Origin of the sequence: Pseudomonas sp. EYE_354, assembly GCF_023148575.1 — a bacterium.
In the GTDB taxonomy this organism is placed as follows: domain Bacteria; phylum Pseudomonadota; class Gammaproteobacteria; order Pseudomonadales; family Pseudomonadaceae; genus Aquipseudomonas.
In genome coordinates, this window is the sequence record NZ_JAHXNQ010000011.1 from 35,738 (window position 1) to 53,642 (window position 17,905).

General features: G+C 61.7%; 14 protein-coding genes and 2 pseudogenes. 8 read left to right on the forward strand and 8 right to left on the reverse strand.

Annotation, left to right across the window (positions count from 1 at the left end; genetic code table 11):
- Positions 1-12: 12 nt before the first annotated feature.
- The gene (locus tag KZX66_RS16365) at positions 13-2,160 is read left to right on the forward strand and encodes a lipase family protein (RefSeq protein WP_248081213.1); all 2,148 of its coding nucleotides are present in this window, start codon (positions 13-15) and stop codon (positions 2,158-2,160) included.
- A 9-nt stretch (positions 2,161-2,169) separates the two neighbouring features.
- Here KZX66_RS16365 and codA read toward each other — a convergent pair whose 3' ends face one another.
- The 6 genes and pseudogenes from codA to KZX66_RS16395 form a co-directional block, all read right to left on the reverse strand.
- Positions 2,170-3,405, reverse strand: a complete 1,236-nt coding sequence (gene codA, locus KZX66_RS16370) for a cytosine deaminase (RefSeq protein ID WP_248081216.1) — start codon at positions 3,403-3,405, stop codon at positions 2,170-2,172.
- Between the two features lie 27 nt (positions 3,406-3,432).
- Positions 3,433-3,629, reverse strand: a pseudogene (locus KZX66_RS16375) (helix-turn-helix domain-containing protein); the annotation flags it as partial.
- A 34-nt stretch (positions 3,630-3,663) separates the two neighbouring features.
- Complete coding sequence (gene codB, locus KZX66_RS16380) at positions 3,664-4,932, reverse strand: cytosine permease (RefSeq protein ID WP_248081222.1); 1,269 nt, start codon at positions 4,930-4,932, stop codon at positions 3,664-3,666.
- Between the two features lie 258 nt (positions 4,933-5,190).
- A pseudogene (locus KZX66_RS16385) lies at positions 5,191-5,421 on the reverse strand (NUDIX domain-containing protein); the annotation flags it as partial.
- Between the two features lie 25 nt (positions 5,422-5,446).
- Positions 5,447-5,803: a 6-carboxytetrahydropterin synthase QueD gene (gene queD / locus KZX66_RS16390; protein ID WP_003173033.1), complete on the reverse strand. Its 357-nt coding sequence runs from the start codon at positions 5,801-5,803 to the stop codon at positions 5,447-5,449.
- Between the two features lie 76 nt (positions 5,804-5,879).
- Positions 5,880-6,959 carry a patatin-like phospholipase family protein gene (locus tag KZX66_RS16395; RefSeq protein ID WP_248081225.1) on the reverse strand — a complete coding sequence of 360 codons (1,080 nt, stop codon included), beginning with the start codon at positions 6,957-6,959 and terminating at the stop codon, positions 5,880-5,882.
- 157 nt (positions 6,960-7,116) lie between these two features.
- Here KZX66_RS16395 and KZX66_RS16400 point away from each other — a divergent pair, with 157 nt between their 5' ends.
- Genes KZX66_RS16400 through KZX66_RS16415 form a run of 4 tightly spaced genes read left to right on the forward strand, consistent with a single transcriptional unit; the run spans position 7,117 to position 9,714 of the window.
- A complete protein-coding gene (locus tag KZX66_RS16400) occupies positions 7,117-7,419 on the forward strand; it encodes a PepSY domain-containing protein (protein ID WP_248081228.1) in 303 nt (100 codons plus the stop codon).
- On the forward strand, positions 7,419-7,730 hold the full coding sequence (locus KZX66_RS16405; protein ID WP_248081231.1) for a PepSY domain-containing protein: 312 nt from the start codon (positions 7,419-7,421) through the stop codon (positions 7,728-7,730). Before KZX66_RS16400 ends, KZX66_RS16405 begins: the two co-directional genes overlap by 1 nt.
- Positions 7,730-8,398: a response regulator transcription factor gene (locus tag KZX66_RS16410; RefSeq protein ID WP_248081234.1), complete on the forward strand. Its 669-nt coding sequence runs from the start codon at positions 7,730-7,732 to the stop codon at positions 8,396-8,398. Before KZX66_RS16405 ends, KZX66_RS16410 begins: the two co-directional genes overlap by 1 nt.
- The gene (locus KZX66_RS16415; protein ID WP_248081237.1) at positions 8,395-9,714 is read left to right on the forward strand and encodes a sensor histidine kinase; all 1,320 of its coding nucleotides are present in this window, start codon (positions 8,395-8,397) and stop codon (positions 9,712-9,714) included. The genes KZX66_RS16410 and KZX66_RS16415 overlap by 4 nt, the downstream gene beginning before the upstream one ends.
- Before the next feature lie 72 nt (positions 9,715-9,786).
- Here the strand turns inward: KZX66_RS16415 and KZX66_RS16420 are convergent, their stop codons facing one another.
- Positions 9,787-11,934 carry a methyl-accepting chemotaxis protein gene (locus KZX66_RS16420; RefSeq protein ID WP_248081240.1) on the reverse strand — a complete coding sequence of 716 codons (2,148 nt, stop codon included), beginning with the start codon at positions 11,932-11,934 and terminating at the stop codon, positions 9,787-9,789.
- 238 nt (positions 11,935-12,172) lie between these two features.
- Between KZX66_RS16420 and KZX66_RS16425 the strand changes: the two genes are divergently transcribed.
- Positions 12,173-13,492 (forward strand): Na+/H+ antiporter NhaC family protein, encoded by a 1,320-nt coding sequence (locus tag KZX66_RS16425; protein ID WP_248081560.1) that lies wholly within the window; start codon positions 12,173-12,175, stop codon positions 13,490-13,492.
- Between the two features lie 180 nt (positions 13,493-13,672).
- Positions 13,673-15,352 carry a methyl-accepting chemotaxis protein gene (locus tag KZX66_RS16430; protein WP_248081243.1) on the forward strand — a complete coding sequence of 560 codons (1,680 nt, stop codon included), beginning with the start codon at positions 13,673-13,675 and terminating at the stop codon, positions 15,350-15,352.
- Between the two features lie 5 nt (positions 15,353-15,357).
- Here KZX66_RS16430 and yegQ read toward each other — a convergent pair whose 3' ends face one another.
- The gene (gene yegQ, locus KZX66_RS16435) at positions 15,358-16,677 is read right to left on the reverse strand and encodes a tRNA 5-hydroxyuridine modification protein YegQ (RefSeq protein WP_248081246.1); all 1,320 of its coding nucleotides are present in this window, start codon (positions 16,675-16,677) and stop codon (positions 15,358-15,360) included.
- Between the two features lie 160 nt (positions 16,678-16,837).
- On the opposite strand from yegQ, the gene KZX66_RS16440 reads away from it, so the two are divergent.
- Positions 16,838-17,905, forward strand: a complete 1,068-nt coding sequence (locus tag KZX66_RS16440) for an AI-2E family transporter (RefSeq protein ID WP_248081249.1) — start codon at positions 16,838-16,840, stop codon at positions 17,903-17,905.

Below are 17,905 nucleotides of genomic sequence, written 5' to 3' on the forward strand. Positions count from 1 at the left end.
AGGAGAGAATTCATGAATATGGACGCACGGAAGCAACCTTTTTTCGGTGACAGTGAGCCTGCCTGTTCATTGAGAGGGCATTGGGTCAGTTTCCGCCTGGTTGATGAACAAGGCAGTGGAGCGTCGTATGGCGGCTTGCCGTACACCGTCCACGACAGTGCAGGGCAACAATACAAAGGTAGATTGAATGGGGAGGGGGTAGCAAAACTGGGGAATATTTATTGCGGTCCCGTAGTGCTGACTTTTGATGAACTGTATTCGGGTGTAGATGAACCGTATCAGCGCTTAATGATGCGCCCGACTTATAAACTTCCTATTACCGAGCTCCAATTTCGCGCAGAACAAACTCGCTTTGTTGCTGACGGGGGCCGCATCGGAAACAACCCTGGCAAACAGCCTGCTGATAGATTTTATCAAGTGGAGGTGCGAGATTTGGTTCGCCATGTCGCTCATCTTCCCCCGGTAGCCCCTTCCGCGCACCGTCCCCAACGGCACGCCCTGAAAATGATCGCCGATCTCGGCTTTGGCTCACCCCAGCCAGTCTTGTCCGGGGTCGTCCTGTTCCCCAACAACCACACCGTTCTTGAAGTAAGGCCGCTACGCGCCTTGCGCCCGATGCTTTCCACCGACGATCAATTCTGTGCCTTGAACCTGTATCAATTGGCATTATTCGCAGCGTTGAGTTACTGCGAATTCGGCCAGGTCCCACACCAAAAGCCCGTTGATGAAGTCTCGTTTGCGCTGGACCCCAGCGTGGGGAATCTGTTTGCCGGCCAGCTTTCAGGGCATCAGGAAGCCTGGCGTGTCGATCCGGAGCAGGTGCAGCGCTTTTATCCGCTGTATGAGGACGTCCCGTATTCCAGGCGCTTCGAAATACTGCCTTTCAATCCTGAGGTGTACCCACAGAATCGTCCAGAACTGGAGGATAAGCAGGAGCACCCCGCGCGCCTGCACTTCTTTGATGACGAAAAGGACGGCACTGACACCCAAGCGTTCATCACCCATCATGATGAGGTGATCCTGATAGCAGTACGTGGCACCGCCAGCCCAGCGGATGGATTGCGCGATGCCAACGCCCATCAGGTTCCTTTCGCTGATGGCGTCGGCAAGGCCCACGAAGGCTTTTACCAGGCCTACCGCGCGTTGCGTCATTTCGTGTTGCGCTACCTCGACCAGTTCCATGTCGGCCAGCGCATTATCATCTGTGGCCACAGCCTTGGCGGTGCCATTGCGTTGCTTCTGGCTCAAGGGCTGCGCCGAATTTCCGAGGCCAACTACAACGTCCTTCTCTACACCTACGGTGCCCCGCGGGCTGGCGACTCGGAATTCACGGCTGGCGCAGCGGCTCTGGTCCATCATCGTATCGTCAACCACAATGACCCCGTTCCCAGTGTTCCGGCGCCTTGGATGAACACCACCGCCAAACTCTGGGTCCCGGGCGCCGTCACGCTGTTCAGTGCGCCCAGCGCGGGTGGCCTGATGTTCGCCGCCGGCCTGGTGCGTGTCGGGGGTAACCCGTACCAGCACCACGGCGAGCAACAACACTTCATGCCGATTATTCTCCCGGATGGAACGCACTCATCCATCCTGTGGAAACCGGGTTGCGAGTCAATCGAAGAGTCAGGCCGCAATCGGGCGCTACGCAATCAGGGCGATATGCCTGAGCGCGATGGGCTGATCAAACAGTTGGTGCAATACAAACAGCACTTCATGACCGCCAGCTATATTCCGGCTGCCTGGGCGACGTTGCGTCGCTGGCAACAAACCCTGGACAGCAACGGCCCGCTGGTGACCCAAAGGGAGTTTGAGCTGCTCGACCATGCCCTTGCGTCCATGCGCAAACAGCTGCAGGACAAGCGCCGGGAACTGACCCGACATCGACCGGCCAACGACCGTGGCTACGAACATCACGAGCCGTTGAATGCCGAAATCGACCGCTTGCACCGCAGCCGTGAACGCCTGCAAAACCTTCGCTGGCGCCGCCTCGAGGCCCGCGATGTGTACGGCAGTCAGGCCCTGGCCGCCCACTTGCAACCAAGCCTCAAGCGCTGGTTCAGTCATCGTGAGAATCGAGCACTGTCCCAAGTCGCCAGCATCCCACCCAGCCAAGATAACGAGCGGGGCAGGGCGCAGCCGTTGGATATCGACTCTATTGTCTGAACTGCAGGGCTACACAAACTCCACCTGCGCCGGATGACGTCTCATCAACACCTTGCCATCGCGAATCGAATACAGCGGCAGGCCTTGGCTGCGAATCACCTCGTAGTCACTGTCCGCAGAAAGGATCAGCAGGTTGGCGGGGCGGCCAGGTTCCAGACCGTAGCGATCACCCAGAGCCATCGCCTTGGCACTGTTGTCGGTCACCAGGTCCAGGGCATTTTGCAGGTTGCGGTAGCCGAGCATATGGCAGATGTGCAACCCGGCTTCCAGCACCCGCAGGATGTTGCCGTTGCCGAGGGGGTACCAGGGATCGACGATGGAGTCCTGGCCGAAGCACACGTTCATGCCGGCTTCGAGCAGTTCGTTGACCCGTGTCACGCCACGGCGTTTCGGGAAGCTGTCGAAACGGCCTTGCAAATGGATGCTTTCGGTCGGGCACGAGACGAAGCTGATGCCCGAATGCCCCAGCAGGCGAAACAGCTTGGCGCAGTAGGCGTTGTCGTAAGAACCCATGGCGGTGGTGTGGCTGGCAGTGACCCGCGCGCCCATGTCGCGGCTGCGGGCTTCTTCGGCCAGCACTTCGAGGAAGCGTGAGTGGGGGTCATCAGTTTCGTCGCAGTGCACGTCCACCAGGCAGCCGGTGCGTTCGGCCAGGTCCATCAGGAACTTCACCGAACTCACACCTTGGTCACGGGTGTATTCAAAGTGCGGGATGCCACCGATAACATCGGCGCCCAGGCGAATGGCCTCTTCCATCAACTCGCGGCCATTGCGGAATGACTCGATGCCTTCCTGGGGGAACGCGACAATCTGCAAATCAATCAGGTGCGCGCTGTCTTCGCGCACTTGCAGCATCGCTTTGAGCGCCGTGAGGTCCGGGTCGGTCACATCGACGTGGGTGCGTACGTGCTGAATGCCGTGGGCGGCAAGGGCCTGGATGGTTTTCGTGGCTCGGGTCCGGGTGTCTTCTTCGGTGATGGTGGCTTTGCGTTCGCCCCAGCATTCGATGCCCTCAAACAGCGTACCGCTCATGTTCCAGCGTGGTTCGCCGGCAGTGAGCGTGGCGTCCAGGTGGATATGCGGTTCCACGAACGGTGGAATCACCAGGTTGCCGGCGGCATCCAGGTCATCGGTCGCCAGTAGCGGCGCTGCCGTTTGCAGGGTGATGCTGGCGATCCGGCCATTTTCCAGGTGCAGATCATGCAGGCCTTCACGGTTGCGCAGGCGGGCGTTGATGATGTGCATGGGCAAGTTCCTCTTGGCTGAAAACAATCAGGCAGACAGCCGCCAGATCATCAGGGCAATGCCGATGTCCAGGCGGTCATATGATTATCCAGCGACAGCCCGCACAGGGCTTCGATGCGCTGGACGCGGTGCGTCAGGGGGTTGCGGTGCAGGGCCAGGCGCTGGACGGCGGCCATCAGGTTAGCATTTTCATGGAACCAGGCTGCCAGGGTAGGCATCAGACTCAGCCAATCGGCCAGCCGTCGGCGACGGTCAGGCTCATGCCTGGACGTCAGCCAGAGGCACACGTACACGCAACACGGCGGTGAGCACGATGTAGGTCAGCGAGGCGGCAGCGATGCCCACCAGCGGCGCGACCCACGGCGAGTTGAACGCCAGCACGGTGCCCACGGCATACGCCACCAACCCCGTCCAGTTGAACGCCGGCAGGCGAACCTCGGCCAGGCGCGGGTATTGGCCGCGATAGCGGTAAAAGAAGTCCGCCATGATCACCCCGCCGATCGGTGGGATCACCGTGCCCAGCAGGATCAGGTACGGCACCAGCATGTCGTACATGCCCAGCAGTGCCAGCAGGGTGCCGATCACCGCGCCGGCCAGGGTCACGGTCTTGCGGCGTCGGGTGCGCAACAGGTTGCAGCCGGCCACGGCAAAGTTGTAGATGGTGTTGTCCTGGGTGCTCCAGATATTGAGCAGCAACATGGCCATCGCCGCCATGGCAAAGCCTTGCAGCAGCAACACCTCGACCACGTCAGGTTGCTGATAAACGATCGCGCCGTAGGCCCCGATCAGCACCATCAAGCCATTGCCGATAAAGAAACCGATCAGGCTGGCCAGTACCGCCACCTTGGCCGAGCGGGAAAACCGTGTCCAGTTGGTGGCCTGGGTTGCACCGCTGACGAACGTACCGAACACCAGAGTGATTGCCGTGGACACGTCCAGTTCGCCGGTCGGCACTACTGCCAGCAGACCGTCCCAGCCGCCGACTTTCTGAGTGGCAACCCACATCGACAGAAACAGCAACAGGCCCATAGCCGGTACCGCGATGTAAGACAGAATCTCCAGCCCGCGGTAACCCACATAGGCCGTGGCGCAAAACACCAAGCCAAGTACCACCATCAAGGCCAGCACGCTGCCCTGACCCAGTTCGAAATACTTGCCCAACACCACGGCGGCAGTGGCGGTGCCCCAGGCGTACCAGCCGATCTGGGTGAAACCGAGGATTAAGTCACTGAGCTTGCTGCCCATTTCGCCAAAACAGAAGCGCCCCATCAGTACCGAGTTCAAGCCGCTCTTGAAGGCGATATAGCCCAGGCCAGCGGCATACATACCCAGCAGCAGGTTGCCTATGGCCACTACGCCGAGCATCTCGGTAAAACTGAACGCCACGCCCAGCTTGCCCCCGGCAAACATGGTCGCGGTAAAAAACGTAAAGCCCAACAGCACCATGGCCGTCGAGGCCAGGCCCTTGCGCGCATGCATGGGGACTTCGCTTAAGGGGTAATCGTTGCCCGGTTCTTGCTGCGTCATGTGCCTTGCTCCCTGAATGAGTGACGCAGGCCCGTTGCACCGCGCGTGCCATATCCGCAGCAGTGACGGGCGCACGGTGGCTGCTGTGCAGCGTGCACAGTATTTATAGCTAAACAGGGGACAAATGCAGGGTTGAGTGGCCGCTCCCAGTCAGGCACGAAAGCGGTGCAACGGTGATACAAAATGGATCAGTCGAACAATGGCTGTGTGGTCTCGAAGGCCGCCATCCGCGTCACTTGGTCCACCCGTCACGCTTTAGAGCGCCCGTGCCGTTGCCGTGAGCCCGGCCTCTTCGCGGATTTCCTTGACGATGTTTTGCGCAGCTGACAGACCGATAGCCGCGTAGCCGCCCGGCACGGCCCAGCAGCCGTCGGTCAATTCGCGTACCAGTAGGATTCGGTCAGCCTCTATGACGGCGCCGGGTACGTCGAGCATCGGTGTCGAACACCGCTGGGCGAAGTCCGGGACCAGGCCGGTGATTCGCTCCAACAGGTGGGTTTTTCACATCCCAGGCTTACTCGCCGCGGTAGATGCAGCCGCTGGTGCAGGTCTCATGGATACGGATCGCGCTGAGTTCCGGCAACAGCGGTTTGAGCTCATTCCAGATCCACTTGGCCAGCACTTCGCTGGTCGGATTTTCCAGGCCTGGGATGTCATTGAGGTAGTTGTGGTCGAGGCGTTCATAGAGCGGCTTGAAAATCGCCTTGATCTCCGAGAAGTCGCGAATCCAGCCGGTATGGGGATCCAGGTCGCCGCTCAGGTGGATCGCCACCTTGAACGAATGCCCATGCAGGCGCCCGCATTTATGGCCGTCCGGTACATGCGGCAGGCGGTGGGCGGACTCGAAGGTAAACTCTTTGAAGATTTCCACAGTATTTTCAGCTCGGTCAGGTATCTGGCAGGCGGCGAGTTTAGCAGCTTGATCCGCCACCGCGCATGCCGCTCGGTCAAAGCGCCTGCAAGCGCTCGCCCAGCTTGCCGTTATCCGCCAGTTGCAGAAACTCATCCCCCAACCGTTGGCTCTCGCTCATCGCGGTTTGCCAGTATTTGTTGCGGCTCGGGTCATCGCCCAAAAAGCGTTTGAAGTCGCTACGGTCGGGCAGCTTGCCGTAGGGCAGGCGGGCCAGATACTCCCTGGACGGCGCCAGCAGCAACACATTCTGCAAACCCTGCCGATTGCTGCGCCGCCAGGGCAGGCCTTTGTCGAACCAGCCAGGGATGACCCGGTCGGTGAAATGCGGGTACAGCACGATGTCATCGCCGTGGTACGGCAGGTCGAGGTGGTAGTCCAACAGCCCACCGTCGCGGTAGGTGCCGGCGCCGGCCCCCGGCAAGTCGCGCACGCCTTGCATCACCATCGGGATCGAGCCCGAGGCCAGCAGCGCCTGGCGCAGGTTGCCCAGGTCCAGGTCGAGAAAGCGCGAGGGGAAATCCTGTAACGGGTGTACCGGTGGCGGTTGGCGCGGGTCGTGGATGATCAGTCGTTCGAAATGCCGCGACAGCCGCGCACGGCCGCGCAGGTTATCGGCGATCACCGACGACAGGCCCAGCCCCAGGCGCCCACGGTGATCATCGGCGAGCAGGCCGTGGCTTTTGACCACCATGATGTTCAGGCGGTAGTGGGGGTTGTCCAGCACCCGCGCATCGCGGCCGGCCAGCAGGTCGTCGAGCATGCGTCGGCAGCTCTGGCTCACCTCGGCCATGGTGACGCCCTTGGCAAAACGTTGTTCGTTGTACAGCCGGCCGAGCTCCAGCAAGCCTTGCACTGGGTCGGGCAGGCAGGCGCTGGCAAAGCGCCATGAGCCGATGGACGCGCCGATCAACGCCCGCTCCCGCGGGGCGCGGGCCAGCCAGTCGCCGAACAGGGCCAGGTCCAAGCCCTGAATGCCCAGGGCCTTGGGGCCGCCAGCCGCACCGGGAAGGATGCCGACGTCTGCGGGCGCAAGACCCTGTTCGCGGATGCGGGTGAACGCGCGGTTGCCGGCCTTGAGGGTCAGGGCGGGAAACTTGATGTGGATGGCTGTCATACCGGTCTCTATTGAAGCGAGCGGGGCAGTATAGGAAATCTCGCAGGTTGTGGGAAAAGGCTTACCCGCAATTGCCATGGTGGCAATTCAGTTTCAGTTAAGTTGCAGCAGGTACGGTGGCCGGCGTAGGAAAAACATCATGTAACGGAGACTTATCATGAAGCGCCTCACAGCTCTGGTCGCCGCCGCTATCATCGCCTTCACGGCGACTCAGGCCGGAGCCGTGGACCCGGACAAACCGCGGGTTGTGCCGGCCACTGTTACAATTGTTGCGTTTGACGAACTGGAAGCCACGGCACTGGCCCTGCACCCCGGCTCCACGCTGTTGGACACCGACCTGGACGAGGACTACGGCAAGTACGTCTACGAAGTCGAAGTGCGTGATAACAACGGCATTGAGTGGGACGTTGAATTGGACGCGCTCACCGGCCAGGTTCTCAAGAATCATCAGGATACGTAATGAAGGAAAATTTACGCACCGGCAGTCGAGTGGCATTGTTGCTCGTGGTGTTCTGCTCGGGTCTGCAGGCTCGCGACCTCAACCAGGACGAAGCCCTGGCTTTGCGACAGCAGGGGGTGATCCTGCCGCTGGAGCAACTGCTGCATCAGGCCATGGCGCGCTACCCAGGCTCGCGTTTGCTGGAGGCTGAGCTTGAGAAAAAACACGGGCAATATGCCTATGAAGTGGAACTGGTGACCACCGAGGGGGTGGTGCGCGAGATTAAACTCGATGCCACGTCCGGTGCGCTGATTAAAGATGAGGAAGACTGATGCGCCTGCTGCTGGTGGAAGACAATGTACCCCTGGCCGATGAGCTGCTGGCCGGCCTGCAACGCCAGGGCTACGCCGTCGACTGGCTGGCCGATGGGCGTGACGCCGTGTACCAGGGCCGCAGCGAGCCCTATGACCTGATCATCCTCGACCTTGGCCTGCCCGGTTTGCCCGGCCTTGAGGTGTTGGCGCAATGGCGTGCCGCCGCGCTGGCGATTCCGGTGCTGATCCTCACCGCACGCGACTCCTGGGCCGAACGTATCGAAGGGCTCAAGACCGGCGCCGACGATTACCTGAGCAAGCCCTTTCACCCCGAAGAGTTATACCTGCGCATCCAGGCGCTGTTGCGCCGCTCCCACGGCCGGGCCAACCAGCCCACCCTGCAAGCCGCCGGCCTGCATCTGGATGAAGGGCGCCAGTGTGTACTGCGCGATGGCGACGAGATCCAGCTGACCGCCGCTGAATTCCGCCTGTTGCGTTATTTCATGTTGCACCCCGAGCAGATCCTGTCCAAAAGCCATCTGGCCGAACATCTGTATGACGGCGAAACCGAACGCGATTCCAACGTGCTGGAAGTCCACGTCAACCACCTGCGCCGTAAGCTGGGGCGTAGCGTGATCGAAACCCGGCGCGGCCAGGGTTATCTGTTTGGCGCCAACCCTGCATGAGGTCGATCCAACGGCGCTTGAGCCTGGGGTTGATCAGCGTGATGGTGATCGTCGGCGTGGTGCTGGCGCAAACCAGTCTGTGGTTGTTCGAAGCCGGTTTGCAGCGCTACCTGGAAGCGGGGTTGCGCAACGATTCCGAAAACCTGCTGGTGGCGCTGGTGCGTGGGGCCAACGGCGTGCAGCTGGATGAACAGCGCCTGTCGCCGGCTTATCAACGGCCGTTTTCCGGGCATTACTTTCGTATCGACTTTGCCGACGTCCACTGGCGATCGCGCTCGTTGTGGGATCAGGAACTGCCCCAACTGCCCGAGGCCGGGCTTAAGGGCAACCTGCAACTGGGGCCTGAAGGTCAGCAATTGCTGGTGTTGCGTTCGGACTACAAGCGCTTTGGCCAATCGATTTCCATCAGCGTGGCCCAGGACTACACCCCGGTACGGGAAAGTTTCCGGCTGATGCGTCAGATCGGTCTGGTGTTGGGCCTGGCGGCGCTGCTGCTGGTGTTGATCCTGCAACGGCTTACCGTACGCCGCGCCTTGCGCCCGTTGGAAACCGCGCGTAACCAGATCGCCCAGTTGCAACAGGGCCAGCGCTCGCAACTCGACACCCAGGTGCCGCTGGAGCTGGAGCCGCTGGTGGCGCAGATCAACCACCTGCTGGCCCACACCGAAGACAGCCTCAAGCGCTCGCGCAACGCGCTGGGCAACCTGGGGCATGCGCTGAAAACCCCGTTGGCCGTGATGCTGAGCGCGGCGTCGAGCGAGGCGCTCAAGGACCGCCCCGAACTGAGCAAACTGCTGCGCGAACAACTGGAGCAGGTGCAGCAGCGCCTCAACCGTGAACTCAACCGCGCCCGCCTGGCTGGCGAAACCCTGCCGGGCGCGTTGTTCGACTGCGAAAAGGAACTGCCCGGTCTGTTGGCCACCCTGAGCATGATCCACGGTGAACACCTGGACCTCAGCTGTCACGCCGAACCCGGCCTGCACCTGCCCTGGGATCGCGAAGATTTGCTTGAGCTGTTGGGCAACCTGCTGGACAACGCCTGCAAGTGGGCGGACGCGTACATTCGTCTGAGCGTCAGCCAAACCGAGCACAGCTACCTGCTGGCAGTGGAAGACGACGGCCCCGGCATCCCCGAAACCCAACGTGACCAGGTGTTCAGCCGCGGCGCGCGCCTGGATGAACAAATCGATGGCCACGGCCTGGGCCTTGGGATCGTGCGGGATATCGTCGAGGTGTGGGGCGGGGTGTTGCAGTTGCAGGAGAGCGAATTGGGTGGGCTCAAGGTGTTGATCGAGTTACCCAAGCGCCACGCCTGAGGCGGTGCCATCTCACTGTGGGAGCGCGGCTCCCACAAGGAAGGTCTGCATATCGGAAGCGGTGCAGGGGTACTAAACGCGAAACTGATCCATCAAGCCCTGCTGCTGATTCGCCAGGCTGTTCAGCGCCTGGCTCACCCGCGCCGATTCATTGGCCTGCTCCGAGAGTGACTCGGTCACATCGCGAATGGTCGCCACGTTGCTGTTGATCTCCTCGGCTACCGCGCTCTGCTCTTCGGCGGCGCTGGCGATTTGCAGGTTCATGTCGCTGATCACCGTGACCGCCTCGCCGATCTGGCGCAACGCGGTCACTGCTTGGCCGACCTGTTCGACACTGCCCTGGGCCTGGCGATAACTATTGCCCATGGCGCCGACCACGTCTGCGGTGCCGCTTTGCAATTGCTCGATCACCAGGCGGGTTTCCTCCACCGATTCCTGGGTGCGCCGCGCCAGGTTGCGCACCTCATCGGCGACCACTGCAAACCCTCGCCCGGCCTCGCCGGCGCGGGCGGCTTCGATGGCGGCGTTGAGTGCCAGCAGGTTGGTCTGCTCGGCGATGCCGCGAATCACTTCCAGCACCGAGCCGATTTTCTCGCTATTGCCGGCCAGGCCTTCAACCTGAGCCATGGCCGTGCTCATGTCCGCGGCGAGATGACCGATATTGGTCGTGGTCTGGTCGATCACCGTGAGGCCGTCGCGGGTGGCCTGGTCGGCATCGCGCGCCGCTTGGGCCGCCTGGGCCGCGCTGCGGGCCACGTCCTGGGCGGTGGCGCTCATTTCGTGGGAGGCCGTTGCCACTTGATCGACCTGGCGGTACTGCTGCTCCATGCCGGCACTGGTTTGGGTGGCGATTGCGGCCGACTGGTCGGCGGTGCCACGGGCGTCCTGCACCGAGCGTTTAACCTCGGCAATGATCGGTTGCAGCTTATCCAGGAAGCGGTTGAACCAGCCGGCCAGTTGCCCCAGTTCGTCCCGGTTGGCGTACGCCAGGCGCCGAGTCAAATCGCCTTCTCCGCTGGCGATGTCTTCAAGCATGTGCGCCACGCCCAGGATCGGCCGCGTCACGCTGCGGGCCATCAGCCACACCAGGATCAGGCCGATGACCGCCGCCAACAGGCCGAGGCCGAGTTCGAGCAGCGTGCCACGGGCATTGTCGGCATCCAATTGCGCCTTCAACGCTTGGGCGGGGCCCACCAGCACGTGTTCTGGCACATCCAGCAGCACGCCCCACAGCTTGCCGTCGGGGATCGGCGCGAAGGGCGCGAGCACCTTGAGCTGATGGTCGGTACGCACGCTGCGGGTCTGTGGGCCGCTGGCCAATGCGCTGATCAACTGCGCGCCGCTGACGGTGTCGACCTGGTCCAGGCGTTGGCTCAGCTTGCCGGCATCGGCGCTGTAGCCGGCCAGTACACCGGTGGGGCTGAGAATGCTGACCTGGGTCTGGCCGTCATAGAGCTTCTGGCTGGCTTGCTGGCTGACGGCCTGCAGGCTGTTGAGGTTGATGTCCACCGACAACGATGCGATGACTTTGCCGTTGACGGTCAACGGAAACACGATGCTGGTCATCAGCACGTTGTGGCCGTCGATCACATAAAAGTAGGGTTCGATCACGCAGGGCTTGAGCGTGGTGCGCGGGCAGGTGAACCAGGCGTTGGCTTTTTCGCCGCTGGAGCCGACGCGGGTGTCGGTCATGTCGCTTTCCGGCAGCGCCATCGAGGTGAGCGTTCCCGGCGTCGGCTGCGACCAGTAAAGGGCGAAGCGCCCCTTGTCGTTGCTGCCCAGCTCTGCCTGACCGGCGAACAATTCGTCCTTGCCGTCCAGGGCATTGGCTTCGAACACCAGGGAAATACCGAGCAGTTCCGGGTTGGCCTGCAATGCCGCCCTGACCTGGCGGGTCAGGTCTTCGCGGGTGTCAAAGGCGTCGAGGAAGCGTTTTTCGGCCTGTTCACGCAAAAACAGCACCTGGCGGGAAAAACCATGGCCGTATTGGTAGGCGTCCATGAACTGGCGACGAATGCCCAGTGCCTGCGCTTCGCCCTGGGCCTCAATGCGCGCCTGCGCGGCGGTATCGAGCATGTGCATGCTGGCGGCCTGAACCTGCTCCGAGCTCTGCGCCATGCGGTACAACGACAACCCCACCAGCAGGGTCACGATCCCCAGCAGGCAGAGGCCGGCGAGTAGGGTGATTTTCCATTGAATGGAGAGTTGTCTAAGCGACATCGGTACATCCTTACCTGAACACACAGAGAAAGGCGTATCGGCCGCCACAAACGCTTCTTTATTCAAACGTTCAATTTAAACCTGAAATCGGCGTCGTTTTTTGACATGTGGCCCCGCCTGCTGCAAAGTGCGCGCCCTCTAATAAGACCTCCTTTAAAGCCTGCACGCGGGTTTCCAGCCAACGGCCACCCAGGCGTGGGCATGCCTGTTTTTTATGTTTCTGCTTGAGGTAACCATGATTAACGCAGTCATCGCCGCGGTCGGCACCATGCTGGTGCTCAGCCTGTCCCGTGTGCATGTGGTCATCGCCATCATCGTCGGCGCCCTGGTGGGTGGCTTGACCGGTGGCCTGGGCATCGAGGCCACGCTCAAGGCGTTCAACGGCGGCCTGGGCGGCGGGGCGACCGTGGCGTTGTCCTACGCGCTGCTTGGCGCGTTCGCGGTGGCGATTGCCAAGTCCGGCCTGGCCCACGCGTTGGCCGACAAGGCGCTGTTGCTGGTCGACCGCCAGGAAGCCGGCGGCGGCAGCCACGTCAAATGGCTGTTGATCGGCCTGCTGGGGGGGGTGGCGATTGCTTCGCAGAACATCCTGCCGATACACATTGCGTTTATTCCGCTGCTGGTACCGCCGCTTCTTTATGTGCTGACCAAGCTGCAACTGGATCGCCGTCTGATCGCCTGTGTGATGACCTTCGGTCTGATCACCCCCTACATGTTCCTGCCGGTGGGCTTCGGCAATATCTTCCTCAACCAGATCCTGCTGGCCAACGTGGCCAACGGCGGCGTGGACATCAGCCAGGTCAACGTGACCCACGCCATGAGCCTGCCGGCCCTGGGCATGGTGGTCGGCCTGCTGGTGGCGGTGTTTTTCAGCTACCGCAAAAAGCGCGTGTACGACCTGAAGAAAATCGAGCGGGTCGAGCAAGTGGCGGTGCAGTACAACCCACTGACCCTGCTGGTGGCCGGCCTGGCGATTGCTGCGGCGTTCATCATTCAACTGTGGCTGGACTCGATGATCATCGGCGCCCTGGCCGGCTTTCTGATCTTCTCGGTGTCGGGCATCGTGCGCTGGCGCGACACCGATGACCTGTTCACCGAAGGCATGAAAATGATGGCCATGATCGGCTTCATCATGATCGCCGCCTCAGGCTTTGCCGAGGTGCTCAAGGCCACCGGCGACGTGCGTTCGCTGGTGCAAGCCTCGGCGGCCTATATCGGGCACAGCCGTGGCGTCGGCGCTTTGCTGATGCTGCTGGTGGGCTTGCTGGTGACCATGGGCATTGGCTCGTCGTTTTCCACGGTGCCGATCCTCGCCGCGATTTTTGTGCCGCTGTGCGTGCAGTTGGGATTCAGCCCGATGGCCATCGTGTGCATCGTCGGCACGGCGGGCGCGTTGGGCGATGCCGGCTCGCCTGCGTCGGACTCCACCCTGGGCCCGACCTCCGGCCTGAACATCGACGGCCAGCACCACCACATCTGGGACACCGTGGTGCCGACCTTTCTGCACTACAACCTGCCATTGTTGGCCTTTGGCTGGCTGGCCGCGATGACGCTTTGATCCTTGTTGTCCGCCGTCGTGGCTATCTTTGAGGGAGCTGCGGTGGTGAATGGGGCTTGTTGTGGTGAGCGGGCCATATCAGATTCTCCCCACAAGCCCACCCACAAACACATTGCCGTCTACAGAACCTGCGCCCGCGGCCGATATACCTCTCAAGTCGCCCAATAAGAGAGAAAAGCCATGCGTCTGAGTCTGAAGGCCAAAGTCCTGTCCCTCGCCGTTGTACCGGTGTTGCTGTTTGCTCTGGTGATCAGCCTGACCACCGTGTGGATTCTCCAGGGGCAGGCGCGCAATGAGGTGGATGAAACCCGCCAGCGCCTGCTTAACGATGCCAAGGCCACGCTGCAGAGTTATGTGGAAGTGGCCATGACCACCATCAAGCCGCTCTACGACGCGGCTGCGCCCGGCGATACGGCCGCCCGGGCCCAGGTGGTCAAACTGTTGTCCAACACCAGTTACGGCAAGGACGGCTACTTCTTCGGCTACGACTCCGAGACTATCCGCCTGTTCAAAGGCAACAGCCCCGATGGCGTGGGCAAAAGCTTCAAGGACAACCGCGATCCCAACGGCGTTTACGTCAACCGCGATCTGGTCAAGGTCGGCAAGGACGGCACGCACTACCTGCAATACAGCTCGACCCAACCCGGTCAGACCGAACTGGTGCCCAAGATGGGCTACACCGAATACCTGCCCAAATGGGACATGGTGATCGGTACGTCGGTCAACCTTGATGGCATCGAAGCCCAGGTAGCAGTGGTCGAGGCCAAGGTCGAAAAACGCATGGAAGGCGTGTTGTTGAGCATCCTGGGCTTGGCCGTGGTGGTGCTGCTGGTGATCGCGGCTGCCGGCATGCTGCTGGCCAATACCATCCTGCGGCCGCTGCATTTGATGAAAGCCAACCTCGATGACATTGCCGCCGGCGAAGGCGATTTGACCCGCCGCCTGGCCATCACCAGTCAGGATGAGTTGGGCGACCTGGCGGGGGCGTTCAACCGCTTTGTCGACAAGATCCATGGTCTGGTGCGCCAGATCACCGAAATGACCGCGCAATTGACCGGGCTGGTGGGCCAGGTGTCCGACCAGGCCCAGCGCTCGGAGCAGGCCATGGAGCGTCAGCGCCATGAGACCGATCAGGTGGCCACCGCGATCAACCAGATGTCTTCCGCCGCGCAAGAAGTGGCACGCAGCGCCCAGGGTGCATCGGTGGCGGCGCAACAGACCGACGCCGAAGGCCAGGCCGCCAAGCGCGTGGTGGACGGCAGCATCGCGCAGATCCATGCGCTGGTGAACGACATTCGCAGCAGCGGCGTGTCCCTCGACAGCTTGCAGCAGGATGTGTCATCGATTGTCAGTGTGCTCAGCGTGATCCGTTCGATTGCCGAACAGACCAACCTGCTGGCCCTCAACGCTGCCATCGAAGCTGCGCGGGCAGGCGAGGCCGGCCGTGGTTTTGCGGTGGTCGCCGACGAAGTGCGCGCCCTGGCCAGTCGCACCCAGACCAGCACCCAGGAAATCCAGGGCATGATCGACCGCCTGCAAAAAGGCACCGAAGCCGCCGTGGACGCCATGCGCCGCTCCAGTGATGCCGGCGACGGCACCTCGGCCAAGGCCAACGAAGCCGGGGCGTCGCTGGACACCATGGCTCAGTTGATCGGCACCATTAACTCCATGAACGCACAGATCGCCAGCGCGGCCGAGGAGCAGACTGCGGTGGCCGAAGAGATCAACCGCAGCGTGCATCAGATTGCCGTGGCGGTGGACACCGTCGCCGACGAAACCCAACTGGGCGCCCAAACTTCTCGCAGCCTGGCGGAGCTTGGTCAGCGCCTCGGGCAACTGGTCGGTCAGTTCAGGATCTGAAGCCGTCAGACGTCACGCATTAACAGCGCGAAACGCAGGTCCATCTGCGCGGGCACAGGTATATACACCGTGTGCCCGTCTCCCGGCGCGACCTCGATGGCTTCCCCCTTGCTGCTGTGCAAAGTGTCCAGATCAAAGTGAAAGTTGCCGGCCGGGCTCATCAGTTCCAGGTGATTGCCCACGGCAAAGCGGTTTTTCACCTTGACCTCGGCCAGCTCACCGCGACGCTCGCCGGTGAACTCGCCGACAAACTGCTGGCGCTCGGAGACTGAGCTGCCGTTCTGATAGTTCTGGTATTCATCGTGCACATGGCGGCGCAGGAAGCCTTCGGTGTAGCCGCGCTGGGCCAGGGATTCGAGATTGGTCATCAGGCTGCGATCAAAGGCGCGACCGGCCACGGCATCGTCGATGGCCTGGCGATACACCTGGGTGGTGCGCGCGCAGTAGAAGTGCGACTTGGTGCGGCCCTCGATCTTCAGCGAATGCACGCCCATGTGGGTCAGGCGCTCGACGTGCTGCACCGCGCGCAGGTCCTTGGCGTTCATGATGTAGGTGCCGTGCTCATCCTCGAACGCGGGCATCTGCTCATCGGGGCGGTTGGCCTCCTGCAACAGGAACACCTGCTCGGTCGGCGTGCCGATGCCCAGGGTCGGTTCCGGCTGGTATTGCTGAACGATATCCCCCGTGGCGTTTTCCACCGCCGGCGTGGCCTGGTATTTCCAGCGGCACGCGTTGGTGCAACTGCCTTGGTTGGCATCGCGTTTGTTCATATAACCCGACAGCAGGCAGCGCCCGGAATAGGCCATGCACAACGCGCCGTGCACAAACACCTCCAACTCCATGGCTGGCACCTGCTGGCGGATGTCGTCGATCTCCTCCAGGGACAGCTCGCGCGAGAGAATCACCCGGCCAATCCCTTGCTGCTGCCAGAACTCCACACTGGCCCAGTTCACCGTATTGGCCTGCACCGACAGGTGAATCGGCATCTGCGGGAAGTGCCGACGCACCAGCATGATCAACCCGGGGTCGGACATGATCAGCGCATCCGGGCCCATGGCAATCACCGGGGTCAGGTCCTTGAGGAAGGTTTTGAGCTTGGCGTTGTGCGGGGCGATGTTGACCACCACATAGAAGCGCTTGCCCTGTGCATGGGCTTCATCGATGCCAAGAGCGAGATTGGCATGATCGAACTCGTTGTTGCGCACGCGCAGGCTGTAACGCGGCTGACCGGCGTACACCGCATCGGCGCCATAGGCGAAGGCGTAACGCATGTTTTTCAGGGTGCCGGCAGGGGCGAGCAGTTCGGGGGCGATGACTGGGGGCATGGGCTTGGGTCGCAAAAAGGCGCGAGGGTAGTGCAAGCGACACCGGGCTTTATTGATCTGCGTCTACGCTTAGCGCAACAAAGATGGCACTCCCAGGATTTGCGGTGGACTAAGCACCGGGACGCACCCGCGCGGCCTGCTTTTTTGACATGGATCGGACATGAATCAAACTAACCTGCAATTCAAAACCCTGCTGTTGCTGCTGGCGCTGGTGACCATCGCCTTCATCTGGATATTGCTGCCGTTCTACGGCGCGGTGTTCTGGGCGGTGATCCTGGGAATCATCTTTGCGCCGATGCAACGTCGACTGCAGCAACGGTTCGGCTGGAACCGCAACCTGACCTCCCTGACCACCCTGACGGTGTGCCTGGTGATCGCAATCTTGCCGGTGATTATCACCAGCGCCTTGCTGGTGCAAGAGGGGGCGACGCTCTACAAGAACATTGAGAGCGGCAAGCTCGACGTGGCCAGTTATATCGAGCAGTTCAAGCACTTCCTGCCGCCGTACTTCCAGCATTTGCTCGACCGCTTCGGTATGGGCGACCTGGACGGGCTGCGCGAGAAAATCGTCAAAAGCGCGATGCAGGGAAGCCAGTTCTTCGCTACCCAGGCGTTCAGCTTCGGCCAGGGTACGTTCGATTTCCTGGTGAGCTTTTTCATCATGCTGTACCTGCTGTTCTTCCTGCTGCGCGACGGCCCGGAACTGGTGCGCAAGGTTCGCACCGCAGTGCCGCTGGCCGAGCCGCAGAAACGCCGGTTGCAGCTCAAGTTCAACCGGGTGGTGCGCGCCACGGTCAAGGGCAACGTGCTGGTGGCCGTGACCCAAGGCGCGTTGGGCGGTTTGATTTTCTGGTTCCTGGACATTCCCAGCGCGTTGCTCTGGGCGGTGTTGATGGCCTTTCTGTCGCTGCTGCCGGCGGTGGGCGCGGGGATTGTATGGGCGCCGGTGGCTGCGTATTTCCTGCTCAGTGGTTCGATCTGGCAGGGCGTGGTGCTGGGCTTGTTTGGTGTGTTTGTGATCGGGTTGGTGGACAACGTGCTGCGCCCGATTCTGGTGGGCAAGGACACCAAGATGCCGGACTACCTGATCCTGATCTCGACCCTGGGCGGCCTGTCGGTGTTTGGCCTCAACGGATTTGTGATCGGGCCGCTGGTGGCGGCGCTGTTCATCTCCAGTTGGGCGCTGTTTGTCGAAAGCAAACCGCGGGTCAAACTGCCATTGCCGTAA